The organism is Vibrio rhodolitus (assembly GCF_003350325.1).
In the GTDB taxonomy this organism is placed as follows: Bacteria; Pseudomonadota; Gammaproteobacteria; order Enterobacterales; family Vibrionaceae; genus Vibrio; species Vibrio rhodolitus.
On record NZ_QLYZ01000013.1, the window covers coordinates 118,134 to 132,099 of the forward strand.

Annotated in this window: 13 protein-coding genes; 10 read left to right on the forward strand and 3 right to left on the reverse strand. The window is 44.8% G+C overall.

Annotation, left to right across the window (positions count from 1 at the left end):
- Positions 1-25: 25 nt before the first annotated feature.
- Positions 26-958, reverse strand: coding sequence for a Gfo/Idh/MocA family protein (locus DPF93_RS13475; protein ID WP_114766644.1), 933 nt, complete (start codon positions 956-958; stop codon positions 26-28).
- Positions 959-1,229: 271 nt separating this feature from the next.
- On the opposite strand from DPF93_RS13475, the gene DPF93_RS13480 reads away from it, so the two are divergent.
- On the forward strand, positions 1,230-1,940 hold the full coding sequence (locus tag DPF93_RS13480; protein WP_244204724.1) for a serine protease: 711 nt from the start codon (positions 1,230-1,232) through the stop codon (positions 1,938-1,940).
- Between the two features lie 87 nt (positions 1,941-2,027).
- Here the strand turns inward: DPF93_RS13480 and DPF93_RS13485 are convergent, their stop codons facing one another.
- Together DPF93_RS13485 and DPF93_RS13490 are read right to left on the reverse strand one after the other, a co-directional pair.
- A complete protein-coding gene (locus tag DPF93_RS13485) occupies positions 2,028-3,353 on the reverse strand; it encodes a 6-phospho-alpha-glucosidase (RefSeq protein ID WP_114766646.1) in 1,326 nt (441 codons plus the stop codon).
- Positions 3,354-3,420: 67 nt separating this feature from the next.
- On the reverse strand, positions 3,421-5,007 hold the full coding sequence (locus DPF93_RS13490; RefSeq protein WP_114766647.1) for a PTS transporter subunit EIIC: 1,587 nt from the start codon (positions 5,005-5,007) through the stop codon (positions 3,421-3,423).
- A gap of 233 nt (positions 5,008-5,240) precedes the next feature.
- On the opposite strand from DPF93_RS13490, the gene DPF93_RS13495 reads away from it, so the two are divergent.
- The 9 genes from DPF93_RS13495 to DPF93_RS13535 all read left to right on the forward strand — a co-directional run bounded on the left by DPF93_RS13495 (position 5,241) and on the right by DPF93_RS13535 (position 13,388).
- On the forward strand, positions 5,241-5,975 hold the full coding sequence (locus DPF93_RS13495; RefSeq protein ID WP_114766648.1) for a GntR family transcriptional regulator: 735 nt from the start codon (positions 5,241-5,243) through the stop codon (positions 5,973-5,975).
- Between the two features lie 270 nt (positions 5,976-6,245).
- Positions 6,246-6,551 (forward strand): PTS sugar transporter subunit IIB, encoded by a 306-nt coding sequence (locus DPF93_RS13500; protein ID WP_114766649.1) that lies wholly within the window; start codon positions 6,246-6,248, stop codon positions 6,549-6,551.
- Positions 6,552-6,658: 107 nt separating this feature from the next.
- Positions 6,659-7,990: a PTS sugar transporter subunit IIC gene (locus DPF93_RS13505; RefSeq protein ID WP_164675365.1), complete on the forward strand. Its 1,332-nt coding sequence runs from the start codon at positions 6,659-6,661 to the stop codon at positions 7,988-7,990.
- A 39-nt stretch (positions 7,991-8,029) separates the two neighbouring features.
- A complete protein-coding gene (locus DPF93_RS13510) occupies positions 8,030-8,338 on the forward strand; it encodes a PTS lactose/cellobiose transporter subunit IIA (protein ID WP_114766650.1) in 309 nt (102 codons plus the stop codon).
- 12 nt (positions 8,339-8,350) lie between these two features.
- Entirely contained in the window at positions 8,351-9,673 is a 1,323-nt protein-coding gene (locus DPF93_RS13515) for a 6-phospho-beta-glucosidase (protein ID WP_114766651.1), read from the forward strand.
- Positions 9,674-9,708: 35 nt separating this feature from the next.
- Entirely contained in the window at positions 9,709-10,449 is a 741-nt protein-coding gene (gene chbG, locus DPF93_RS13520) for a chitin disaccharide deacetylase (RefSeq protein ID WP_114766652.1), read from the forward strand.
- Between the two features lie 101 nt (positions 10,450-10,550).
- Complete coding sequence (locus tag DPF93_RS13525; protein WP_114766653.1) at positions 10,551-11,549, forward strand: LacI family DNA-binding transcriptional regulator; 999 nt, start codon at positions 10,551-10,553, stop codon at positions 11,547-11,549.
- A gap of 72 nt (positions 11,550-11,621) precedes the next feature.
- A complete protein-coding gene (locus DPF93_RS13530; protein WP_114766654.1) occupies positions 11,622-12,023 on the forward strand; it encodes a VOC family protein in 402 nt (133 codons plus the stop codon).
- A 108-nt stretch (positions 12,024-12,131) separates the two neighbouring features.
- Positions 12,132-13,388, forward strand: coding sequence for a cyclic di-GMP phosphodiesterase (locus tag DPF93_RS13535; protein ID WP_114766662.1), 1,257 nt, complete (start codon positions 12,132-12,134; stop codon positions 13,386-13,388).
- Positions 13,389-13,966 lie beyond the last annotated feature (578 nt).

Consider the following 13,966-nt stretch of genomic DNA (forward strand, 5'->3'; position numbering starts at 1 on the left):
GGGATATAAGCTTTTAGCGTAAAAGTTAAACGCTCATTTCCTGACGAATTTTTTGGTAAAGCAACTCGGCTAACTGATGGCTAGCAAGGTTACGTGCAATCACTTTACTGTCGAGCTTATTGGCTTTGACCACGTTAAACCAATCGTCCACCATGGCGTAAAAACCTTTGCCTTTTAACATTGGTGTCCAGTCCTTTTGCACGAGCTTTATCTCGCGGTCCTCGCTTAGCTGTATGCCTGACACAAATGAATCGAACTCATAACTCTGGTTTGCTAGGCAAATTTGTACTCGCTCGCAAGTGGTGCCAAACAGACGATTCATCGAAGCATGCAAAATGGTATTGCCTTGCTGCCATTGCACATCCAGTCTTGCTAGTTGAGAGCCTTGCCGCTGCGATGTGACATAGACGTCTTCTAAATTCGCTTTGCCACAAACGTTAATGCTATCTAAGGGATGAATAAAATCATCGAAAATGAAAGTATTAAGTTCACCAGGCAGTTGGAAGCGGTTTTTCTCCCAGCGAAAACTCAGCACGTCAGTTGTATCACCTTGCTGCAGCTTAGGTAAGTGCTGGTTATACAAGGGGATGTGGCGACGGTTAAAGCCGATATAAAGGGGCACGCCTTGCTGTTCTGCCAGTTCATAGAGCTTTTCGACATGCGCATAGTTGTCCGCTAAAGGCTTATCGACAAATGTGGCGATGCGCTGGTTTAAGAAATAGGAAGCAATGGCAAAATGGGTGCTCGTTGCCGAATGGATCATCACTGCATCAATATTAAGAGCGGGTAGCTGCTGATAATCGGTTACACAGGCTTGTATCCGATATTGTTTGGCTAGGGTGTTTAGCACTTGTGCATTGCGCGTGCACAGCACCAGCTCAATTCCTTCTATCTGGCTTAATACCGGTAAATACGCTTTAGTCGCGATATCCCCCAATCCAATTAATGCTACCTTCATTGTTTGCCTCAGCTATGCAGGGTTAGAGAGGCTTATAATGCTTTCTAATGAGTGAAATAAACCACGTAATAGTCACAAATGAGTAATGTATTAATTAGTCTTTGTAACCAACTAAGTGGTGAGCGTCACTGCAAGGTATGAGCTGGCTAATAACTCAATCGATGTGATTTTTGCTCAGTATTTGTTGATGATTTAATCACTAACTACAGTTGAATCATGTAGCAAAATTGGGCAGAGACTGATGCGCAGGCGGATATGGTTTATTCTAGCTTTGATACTAATAGTGCAAGGCTGTACTTTATCAAATGGTAAGCTCGAGCAAGCAGATAACAACGTGCCTTATGTTGATTATCTTCCCTTAGGCATTCCCTATGTCGCGGCAGGGCATGGCACTGCAGTTCCACTTACCGAAGAGGTGAGCTTAACAGCAAAGCATGTGGCTGAGCTGGATTTTAGCAAGGTGATTGCTTACCATCCCTCCTGTGATTTAGCTTTAATCCGACAAGATAATCGCAACAAGCCCTTGCCAACTTTAGGTATTATCTTTTCTAACCAGATTGTGACTACTGTGGGTAAAGACCGCGATGGCAAGACTCTGATTGGTCAAGGACGTTACTATCGCGATATCTACCTGTCTGAGCATGAGTTGTTTGAGCAATGTCCTGCCAGTATTGTGGATGCACCTGTGCAATCAGGCATGAGTGGTGGTGGGGTATATAACCCTGATGCGGAGTTAGTCGGGATCATTTCCGCCAAAGTTTATGAAGTGACACTGGAAGATGGCAGCATAGTGCAAACCGATCGCGTCTCTATTTTTGTTCCGTTGTTATTTGCTCGCGATTGGCTGATTGAACAACTTGATCATTTTTACCTCAACTCCGAATCTTCAGACAGTAACAATAAACCTGAGCTGTCAGCGGCATTCTTAATGGATATTGAGGGAATGAAAAGAAGTATCGAAAGTAGAAATAAACAACCCTAAATGCTGTTGCTAGCATTTAGGGTTGCAGGAGCTTATCTCCGCGATAGCCTATAGGGGGGAAGTAACTATCGCGGGTTAGGGGGGCTATTACGCCAGTTCTGGCCAGTAACCTTTGTTAGCTTCAATCAGTGCATCGAGCACTTTACGAGCTTTCTTCGCATCACCTACTGTGCGGTTTAGTGTTAGCGCTTGTAGAGCTTTGGTGTATGAACCCTCAAACCAAGCTTCCACTGTTAGACGCTCGTAGGCAAATTGGTTTTCGATCATGCCTTTGTAGAAAGTAGGGATCTTACCCACACCGTATGGACGCGGACCGTTGATGCCAAGCTCTGCTGTCACCTCAACCATCACGTCGTTGTCTAGGTTTGCCACTAGACCGTTGTTTTCTAAGATCACCACAAACTTACGCTTTTGGTTAAAGGCAATTGATTCTGCTACTTCAACGATCATATCGCCATGTGCATCGTTGTGTACCACGCTTGAGTTCTTGGTTGTGCCATCGAGAACCGCTTGACGACACTCGTCAAATACGCGCTTTTCACGACCGTTCATGACTTCGTTAGCACGGGTAAACTCAGGATCCAGTTTAGACAGTTTGTACTCTGGGTATAGGTAGTATTGTAGATACGTGTTTGGCAGATAATCTGGGAAGTCACGTAGCATGTCTGCCACAGCGGCGTAAGTGTCTAACCAAGATTGATCGCGCTGCTCAGCGTCTACTGGAATAAAGCCATTTTCTGCGATGTAGGCTTTCAGTTTTGGCGCTAGATCTTCACCTTGCTGGTTGTATAGATGCGTGAACCAACCAAAGTGGTTTAGACCAAAGTACACAGGATCAAATTCATTTGGATCTACATTAAGCAGGCGACCGTACGAGCGAAGTAGGTTCACTGGTTGATCACAGATGTTGAGAATACGATCGTCGTGTGGAAAGCGTTTTTTCAGGGCATCCGCCACGATTGCGGCTGGGTTGGTGTAGTTTAAGATCCAAGCTTGTGGTGAGCGTTCACGCACATCTTCAACCATTTGGATCATGTCGCCAATTGAGCGCATGCCGTAAGCGAAACCACCAGGACCACAAGTTTCTTGACCGATAATGCCTAAAGAGAGTGGGATCTTTTCGTCTTTTTCACGCATTTCGTAGCCGCCAGTACGCATTTGGCACAGTACGAAATCGACATCTTTATACGCAACGTTGACATCAGTGGTGTATTCAAACTCAAGCTCTGGGTAATCCTCAGAGAAAAGTAGCTTGGCATATTCACCAATGGTTTCCTGACGCTCAGCATTCACATCAAACATCACTAAGCGGTTTAATGGGAAGGTGTCTTTACGTTTACATAGTGCTTTTAATAGACCTGGTGTCCAAGTTGAACCGCCACCGACAAGAACAATATTGAATGCTTTTTTCATCTTACTTCTACCTTAAATCAAATCTGGGAAATAGCCCCTGCCACGCAGGGGCGATAATTAAAATGGATTAAATTGCGAGTGCTTTTTTTACATCGTTAGCGATGCTTTCTACTTGTGGACCGTAGATAACTTGTACATCCACATCGCTTGCTCGCTTAACGCCTGAGGCGCCGGTTGTTTTTAGAAAGTCGTCTTTAACTTTGCTGATATCGTTAACTTTCACACGCAGACGAGTGAAGCAGTTATCAACCAGTTGGATGTTGCTTGAACCACCCAGACCTTCGATGATGCGGGTTGCTTGCTCTGATGCATCGCCGACCATCTCAGTGCTGGTTTCCTCTTTTTCACGACCTGGTGTTGCGACATTGAAGCGCGTGATCACCGTGCGGAAAACTAAGTAGTAGATAGGGAAGTAACAAGCGCCGACGAGAACTGCGAACCACCATTGAGTTTGCGCACCGCCAAGAACACCGAATACAAATAGGTCAATCACTCCGCCTTGTACGTTGCCGATCATGACGCCAAAGACATGCATCAAGGCGAAAGATAAACCGGTCATAATGGCGTGGAAGATAAACAGCAATGGGCTGACAAAGATAAAGCTAAACTCTAGTGGCTCGGTGATACCTGTAGTGAAAGAAGCGAGAGCGCCAGCAATCACAAGGGCTTTAACGCGAGTTTTGTGTTCATCACGTGCGCAGTGGTACATCGCAAGCGCTGCACCTGGTAGTGCAAACATCATCACAGGAATCTTGCCTTGTGCTAGGAAGCGCGTGGCTTCTTTGACGATCTCGTTGTCAATGCTGCCTGGGTGAGTGAGGGCATAGTTAAAGATGCTCAATGCACCAACCACACTTTCACCGTCTACGTTGGCAATACCACCAATAGGCGTAAAGCGTACCGTTTCATTTAGAATATGGTGCAAACCAGTTGGGATCAGTAGACGCTCAGCAAAAGCAAATAGGAAGGTACCAAAGCTGCCTGCTTGGCCAATGAACTCACCAATTTTCGCAATCGCAGCACCAATGGTTGGCCAAATTAGCGACATCGCTACACCCACCAGTGGCAGCACAACGACGGTAATGATCGGTACAAAACGACGTCCGCCAAAGAAGTTAATCGCAGTTGGTAACACAATAGTGTAGAAACGGTTGTGTAGCGCAACGGTGACAAGACCTGCAATCACACCACCTAGCACGCTCATATGGTAAGAGAAGATACCTAGCGTATTACCAAATTCAGCGGCAAACATCATTGCAGCGGTTTTATCCATGCCTTGTGCGACAAGGTAAGCAACCGAGGTGGTTTCTGGTGTTAATCCCTGTGCAAGTAGTGAGTAGTTCACCCCCACGTGCATTGAGATAAAACCAATAATTGCCGCAAATGCTGCGGTTGGTTTCTCTTGTTTTGCTAGGCCGATAGCAGCAGCAACAGCAAAGAAGAGCGGTAGATTGCCGAACAGAGAGCCAGCAACTTTACGGATAAACCCAAGAACCAATTGAACCGCTTCAAGCTGGTTGAATGATTGTCCAGTGATGTTCGGGTTTTGTAGGGCGGCGGCTAAGCCTAGGAAAATACCCGCGGCGGCGATAACCGAAATCGGCATCATCAACGCTTTTCCTAGGTCTTGCAGCTTAGAGCCTAAGTGTTTCATCGAGTGATATCTCCATATCATCATTGTTATTATGGAGGCGATTAAATGATTTTTAAGTATAGTTGTCTATACAACTATACTTTTTGTGTGAGGTTAATCACTAACCAGTTATGATGCGGCATCAATCACGAAATGATTTAACTTTAATTAACATTCTCATTAATAGCGGTTGTATAGTTGTGTATTCAAGTGCTGCAAGATAGGATAAGCCGTCTACAAACAAGGGGTAACGCATGATAGACAAAGAATCTCATGTTCCTATCTATCTCCAAATAGAGCGCATTTTGACTCAGCAGATTGAGCAAGGGATCTTGCATCCTGGTGACTCAATTCCATCGGAAACGGTTTTGGCTGAGCAATACCAAGTATCGCGAATGACAGCGCGCAAAGCAGTCGACTATTTGGTTCGCCAAGGCGTGGTGGAAAGGCAGCGTGGACGCGGTACATTTATCTGCCAGCCAACCCAAGAGCTTAAGATGGCTTTGCCACTGGATAAGCACTTAACCTCTAGTGAAGTGGCGACCTCGCTTAACTCGCCCATTAGCAATAAACTTCTCCATCTCGAGAAGATGGAAGCGCCAGCTCATATTGTTCAAGAACTGGGTTTAGAGCCTGGTAGTTTGGTTTGGTATATGAAGCGGCTGCGTTTGGTGGGGGAAATCCCGTTTGTGTTTGAATCTTCTTATATGTTGGCTGAGCCAATGTTTGCAGATTTACAAGCTCATCACCTCAACAGTTCCAAATATAGCTACTTAGCAGAAAAAGGGCAGAAGGTCGGTGGTAGTCAAAAGCGCATTCGTGCCGAGTTGCCGTCGGAAGAGGTGCGCACATTGTTGGGGCTTAAACGTGACGAGCCAGTTTTATGCGCACACAGCATTGCACAACTGGAGTCCGGTCAACCGTTTGAAGCATCAGACATTTATTATAATCAAGAGCATTATACCTTCACATTAGAAGCGACTCGTTAATCAATTAAATAAAGGTGCATTTGTACCTTTATTTATCCTTTCCTGTTTTCATGTAAATATAATATTTATATCGATGTCAAAATTGTCACTAGCAACTAATTATTAATTTCTTTCTCTATCATATAGAGTGTTTCTTCCATTTTGATGAGTGCTCAATGTGCGAAAATGGGATTTTGTTCACGCTTAACGCAACCGGTTGCGCTTTTTTGATCTGTTCATTTTTGCTACAGTTTTGTCAGGTTGATAAATAACCAACAATGGAGCTGGGTGATGAAGAAGATTTTATTGTGTTGTAGCGCTGGTATGTCGACGAGCATGTTAGTTAAGAAGATGGAACAGGCTGCAGCAAACAGAGGGCTAGAATGCCAAATTGAAGCGTTATCAGTGAGTGCTTTTAACGAAGCGATTAGTGAATACGATGTGTGTTTGCTTGGTCCACAAGTACGTTTTCAATTAGACGAATTAAAGAAGGTTGCCGATGAGCATGGCAAGAACATTGCGGCAATCTCACCACAAGACTATGGAATGATGAAAGGCGATGCCGTGCTGGATCAGGCACTAGAACTGATTAGCTAAATTATTTTAAATTAGTTAAAAGCTAAAATATTTAATAGAAAGTATTTACGCCATTTTTATTTATTAATGGTGTGGGCTTTCTTATGCCAAAAATAAGGATAGACACTATGAAGCTTTATGATTCGATATTAGGATTTGTCGAAAAATATATAGCGCCACTGGCTGTGAAAGTGGGTAACCAACCTCACGTGAGAGCGATGCGAGACGGATTTATTGTTTCGATTCCGTTTATTATTGTCGGTAGTTTTATTTTGATTTTTGCTTTTCCACCATTTGACCCAGATACGAAAAACGCATTTGGTCGTGCTTGGTTGGATTTTGCATCAACCCATTTTGACACCATCATGATGCCGTTCAATATGTCGATGGGGATCATGACCATCTTCATAACCTTAGGGGTCGCTTATAGCTTAGCCAAAGCACATAAAATGGATGGTATTACTAGCGCAGCGCTCGCATTGATGTCATACCTGCTGGTGGCTTCACCGCTAAAAGATGGCGGGTTACCTACGCAACATATGGGCGGAACCGGGGTATTTACGGGCGTATTATCGGCATTTTTTGCCGTTGAGCTATACCGCTTCTTGAAAAAGAACAATGTAACGATTCGTATGCCAGAGCAAGTGCCGCCAGCTATTGCGCGTTCATTTGAAGTGATGATCCCTGTTCTTGCTGTGTTTATGACCCTTTACCCACTCAGCATTTTCGTGCAAGCACAGTTTGGCATGTTAATCCCAGATCTTATTCTGGAAGCCTTCAAACCTTTGGTAAGCGCTTCAAACTCACTGCCTGCCATCATTGGTGCACTTTTGCTGTGTCAGTTGCTTTGGTTTGCAGGTATCCACGGCGCGGCGATTGTGGTTGGTCTATTGTCGCCAATCTTCCTGACTAATATCGGTGCTAACACTGAAGCGTTTATCGCTGGTGAGCCAATTCCAAATATCTTCACGCAACCTTTCTGGGATTTCTACATCTTCCTTGGTGGTTCAGGTGCAACGTTTGCCTTGGTATTGCTGATGGCATTTAGCCGTTCTGCACACTTAAAGAGTATCGGTCGTATGAGTGTGGTGCCGGGTTTCTTCCAGATCAATGAACCCGTTATTTTTGGTACGCCACTGGTATTAAACCCAACGCTATTCCTACCGTTTTTGCTCGTGCCTGTGATTAACGCCACCATCGCTTACTTTGCCGTTCACGCTGGTTTAGTGGGGATGGGCGTTGCAACCACACCTTGGACAACTCCGGCAATCATTGGTGCCTCTTGGGGTAGTGGTTGGACATTTGCTCCAGTGTTATTGGTTATTGCTCTGATGATTCTCGATATTTTCCTTTACCTGCCATTCTTCAAAATGTTTGAAAAACAGGTGCTGGCAGAAGAAAAACCAGTCGAGGAAAAAGCTTCGGAGTCACAAGCGTCAGGTCAAGGTGTGACCGCATAATTTGATTATTTTTTACTGTTTTGTATTTCGGGAGGGAACATGGATCAAGAAATGGTTGTGATGGAAATTATCTGTAACGCGGGTGAGGCAAGAAGTTTGTGTTACGAAGCGCTTAAGCTTGCTCGCCATGATGATTTCAGCCAAGCAGAAGAGAAGTTGGCGCTGGGTAAAGAGTGCTTAAATAAGGCGCACTTGATGCAAACTCAGCTTATTGAAGCCGATGAAGGTCAAGGAAAGGTGCCGATGACCTTGGTTATGGTGCATGCACAAGATCACCTGATGACAACCATTCTTGCCCATGAACTGGCGACTGAAATCGTCGCCCTACATCAGAAGTCTGTTGGATAGTGGAGTAGTAATATGGCAAGAGGAGCACTCAAACTCGCCATTATTGGCGGTGGTAGTAGCTATACGCCTGAGCTTATTGAAGGTGTGATTAAGCGACGCGAGTTTTTACCTGTGCGTGAGATTCACTTAGTGGATATTGATGCGGGTAAAGAGAAACTGGAAATCATTCGTGCGTTGGCAACACGTATGGTCAACAAGGTGGGGGCTGAGATTGAAATCAAAGCCAGCACCGATCGCCGCGAAGCGATCAAAGATGCCGATTTTGTGATGACGCAATTTCGTGTTGGCGGTTTAAAAGCACGCGCCAGTGATGAGCGTATTCCGCTGAAATATGATGTCATTGGGCAAGAGACTACAGGTCCTGGCGGGTTTGCCAAAGCCTTACGCACAATCCCAGTGATCCTCGATATTTGTAAAGATATCGAAGAGCTTGCGCCCAATGCTTGGATGTTGAATTTTACCAACCCAGCCGGTCTAGTTTCTGAGGCCGTAAATAAGCATACCCAAGTGAAGAGTATTGGTCTGTGTAATGTGCCAGTGTCGATGCGAATGATGGTGGCGGAAATGATGGACTGTGAGCCAGAGGCGCTACAGCTTGAGTTTGCGGGTCTCAACCATTTAGTGTGGGTACATAAAGCTTGGCTGCATGGCGAAGATATTACCAAGACGGTGATTGAAAAAGTGGGTGATGGTGCCAACTTCAGTATGAAGAATATCTTCGAAGAGCCGTGGGACCCTGACTTTTTGCAAGCACTTGGCGCTATACCATGTCCTTATCATCGCTATTTCTATCAAACCGATGCCATGTTGGCAGAAGAGAAAGAAAGTGCGGCACAGAAAGGGACGCGTGCTGAGCAAGTGATGGCGACGGAAGACTCTCTATTTAAGCTTTATCAAGATGTTAATCTTGATGTGAAGCCGAAAGAGCTAGAAGAGCGTGGTGGAGCTTACTATTCCGACGCGTCACTTAACTTAGTGGACGCTATCTACAACAACCGTAATGGGATTCATGTGGTCAATGTGCCCAATAATGGTGCGATCAATACCTTGCCAGATGATGCGGTGATTGAGTGTAGTGCTGTGGTGGGGAATTGGGGAGCGAAGCCAGTTGCGGTCGGTCAGTTGTCTGCCAATGTTCTAGGTTTATTGCATCAAGTGAAAGCGTATGAGCAGTTGGCGATTGAAGCTGCGGTCTTTGGTGATTATGACAAGGCACTGATGGCGTTGGCGAATAACCCGCTAGTACCAGATATCAAACGAGCGAAAGCGATTTTAAACGATATCTTGCGCGACAATGCGCAGTACTTGCCGCAGTTTAAGCTGACGACACTTTAAACCGGCAATGAAAACGGAATTGAATTGGGGAAAAGATGAAAGTAATTTTTAATGCGGACGACTTTGGTTTAACGGAAGGGGTGAATAACGGAATTGCCGCTGCTTTTCGTCAAGGCGTTGTTCGTTCCACCACATTGATGGTTAATATGCCCGGTGAAGCGCATGCAGTACAGTTGGCTGCTAGCATGCCTGAACTGAAAGTGGGTCTTCATTTGAGATTCACGGCAGGTAAGCCGTTAACCAATCATCCATCGCTGATTGATGAACGTGGTCTTTTCCCCTCTATTCCGGGGTTTTGGCAGCAACAAGATTTTGATTCAGATGCCGTCTATCAAGAAGTGTTAGCGCAAGTTGAACACTATTTGTCGCTTGGTCTAAAGCTTAGTCATATTGATGGTCATCATCACGCGCATACGCATCCGCAAGTTGAGCCAGCGGTGCGCCGAGTGGCAAAGCAATTTGCCGTTCCAGTTCGTGAGCTTGGTTTGGTCGATAGCGCAGCGGTGGATGAACGTTATAAATTCACCGCCCGCTTTTACGATGACAAGATCGCGATTGCAGATATAAAACAGTTGCTCATCGATTTTGAATCACAATGCGAAGTCTTAGAGGTGATGTGCCACCCTGCTTTTGTTGATGAGCAATTAACATCTCAAAGCAGCTACCTTGCTCAAAGAGAGCAAGAGTTGGAGACCTTAACCTCTGCTGAATTGCGCGCTTTTCTCTTAGAGCGTGATATCCAAGTCACGGATTACTCTGAACTCGCTTATTTGTAGCATTATCCCTGTGTATCATCACAGCTGTCAGTTTCATTTCCCCCTAACGTTTGGTAACTGGCAGCTTTTTTCTTTTTCTCAATACGATTAATGAAGGTTACATGGCAAGGATCAAAGATGTCGCCGCTCTGGCAGGCGTAAACCGCTCGACAGTTTCAAGGATCATTAATGGTGAAGGAAAGTTTAAAGAAGAGACGAGGAAAAAAGTTGAGCAAGCGATGGCAGAGCTTAACTATCGTCCTAGTGCAATTGCCCGCTCATTAGCAACCTCTTCGAGCAATATGATGGGGTTACTTGTTACCTATTACACTGGTGGTTTTTTTGGCGCCATGATGGAGCAAGTGCAAAATGAACTCGACTTGCATGGTAAGTTTTTGATCACCGCACAAGGTCATCACTCGAAGCAAGGTGAAAAACACGCGGTAGAACGATTTCATGATTTGCGCTGTGACGGCTATATATTACATAGCCGCCATTTAAGTGATGAAGATTTGATTGAGCTTGCCAAACAGCAACCTCCGTTTGTATTGCTTGATCGAGTGGTGCAAGGCTTGGAAGAGCGCTGCATTCGCTTTAACCATCACACCGCCAGCACCATGGCAGTCAAGCATCTACTCAAGCAAAACCACAAACTGATTGGTTGTATTACCGGACCGACTTGCCGCGAGAATAGTTTGCTACGCAAACAAGGCTATCTTGATACGATGCAAAAAGCGGGTATCGAAGTGTCGGAGTCTTGGTGTGAAGAAGGGAACTATGGTTCTCGTAGTGGCTATGAAGCGACGCAGAAGCTACTCGGTCGACATCCCGAACTGACGGCAATCTTCTCCTGCAGTGAGGAAATGACGGTTGGCGCGATGCAATATCTTCATGAGCAGGGGCTGCAAGTACCGCAAGACATCTCCATCGTCAGTTTTGATAGCGTTGAGAGATGCAAAGAACTTTACCCAGCCGTGACTTCTGTCTGTTTCCCTATTCATGATATGGCGCAATCGGCAGTACAAGTGCTGATGGATCTATTAGCCGGGAAGCCCGTGCAACGCAATCTGGAGTTCACCCCTCAATTAGTGATTGGTAAGGCTGATCGTCTTTTAAACTAGGACTAAAGTCCTAATTACTTCTGTTGAATCTTAGCTATTCTTAATAAAAACAATATGTTTGAGAGGGCGGCTATGTATCAACTAACACCATATCTATTTTTTGCAGGGCGTTGCGAAGAGGCTTTAGCGTTTTATACACGCTGTTTTGAAGGCGTGGTTTTATCTAAACAGTACTTTCGTGATGCGCCTCAACCGATTGAAGGCGCAAACCCGGATTGGATCATGCATTCAGAAATTGAAGCATTTGGTCTCAAACTGATGCTGTCTGATGGCATGGTTGTTAATGAGGTTGCAGGAAATAATGTCGCGCTGTCGTTAGTGATGGATAATCTGGATGACCAAGCGCGCTTATTCGACAAACTCTCCCATGGCGGACACATTATGATGCCGCTCGCAGACACGTTCTGGGGAGCGAGATTTGGTAAAGTTGAAGATCAGTTTGGTGTACGTTGGATGCTTCATTGCGACCACTAAGTTGTTGCGGAATGTATCAAACTTCTCACTTATAAAACGACAAAGTGATTTTATAGAGTCAATCACCTAAACTGTGCCACGTTTTGTTTAATGGATAGTTTTTCAAGCGTGGCAAGTATCAAGATCACGGTGGATCGTATTCAACCCGGCTTGCACATCAGGTTGCCAGTCAAATGGAATGATCACCCCTTCCTATTTAATAGCTTCAAGATTAAAAACCAAGAACAAGTGCGAATCATTCGTCATCTTGGGGTTAAGTACGTCTACGTCAACATGCAGCAGAGCGACAGTGAACCTTTGCCAGTTAAACCTGCGGTTGAACAAGAAGATTCGAATAACCAGGATGCGATGGATAAGCGAGCGAAACAGTTATGGGATGAAAAGCAGCAACGCATCGAACGGATGAGTGCTTATCGTCGACGAGTGGTTGATTGTGAGAAAGAGTTTGAGCGCTCACTTGCCCGAATGCGTGCCGTGATGACAAAGATACGCAATCGACCAGAACTTGCGGTTAATGAAGCCTCTTTATTAGTAGAAGACATCGTGGATAGGTTGCTTGCGAATGAAGATGTCACTTTGCATATGATGAATGGCAAAAGTGAGTTCGAGGATATCTATTTCCACTCACTCAATGTCGCGGTACTAGCAATGCTAATTGGTAAAGCGAAGCGCTTTGATGCTGAGCGGATAAAACAACTGGCATTTGCGGCACTATTTCATGATATGGGTAAAGTAAAGATCCCAACCGCGATACTCCGTAAAGCCACCCCGCTTACCGAGCCAGAGCAGAACTATCTTAAGCTGCACACTAAATATGGCTTAGAGCTTGCCAATAGTATTGAGAATTTCCCGCCTACGGCGCTAAGAGTAATCGCGGATCATCATGAGTTACTTGATGGTTCTGGTTACCCTGCCGGGTTGAAAGGAGATGAAATCGATGAGTTTACTCAGATCATTTCGGTTGCTAATGCTTATGACAACCTCTGTCACAACCAAATCAGTGCGAAGCAGAAGATCCCATATATTGCACTTTCTCATCTATATAAGAACTGCAAACATCTTTATAGCAATGAAAACCTCAGTATCTTGATCAAGTTTATGGGGGTCTACCCGCCAGGAACGGTGGTGCAGCTATCCAATAACATGGTGGGGATGGTGATATCGGTAAATTCAGCCAACTTACTTTTTCCCAATGTCTTGGTCTATGACCCAGCCGTTCCAAGGACACAAGCGCCGATTATTGATTTGGCAGAAAAGGAAATAAAGATAGTTAACGCGATTTTACCGAACAAGTTGCCGGAGAAAGTGAAAGAGTATCTCAATCCACGCTCGAGAATTTCTTACTTCTTCGATTCGGACGAGTAGTTATGCACAGGATTTTGGTGATAACACCTGAATAAGTTGGGGGTTAAATGTGAGTCAAAAGCGGGTTGATTAATGCTTGCACACTTAGTCATTTTTTATAGAAAAAAATGCAAATTAGGCTTGCACGAAAAATTCAACTCCCTATAATGCGCATCCACTGACAGGGCAGACGCCATAAGGCTTCAGCGATGGTCAGAGAGGTCGATTCTTCTGGTAAAAAGAATTGAAAAAGTATTTGACTCTTTCAATTATCTAGTTAGAATTCACCTCCGCTTTGAGAAAGCTCTCAAAGCAACGCTCTTTAAAAATAAGAACCTATCAATCTGTGTGGGCACTCGTTGATGATAATCCAATTAGAAGCTTAGGCTTCAAATTTGATTTCAATGAACTGAGTGACCAATTCGATACTTAGTATCGGCACAGTCAATTCAACATTACTATGTAATGTAATCAGTATTCATTGAGTCACCAAAATCTTAAATTGAAGAGTTTGATCATGGCTCAGATTGAACGCTGGCGGCAGGCCTAACACATGCAAGTCGAGCGGCAGCGACAACATTGAACCTTCGGGGGATTTG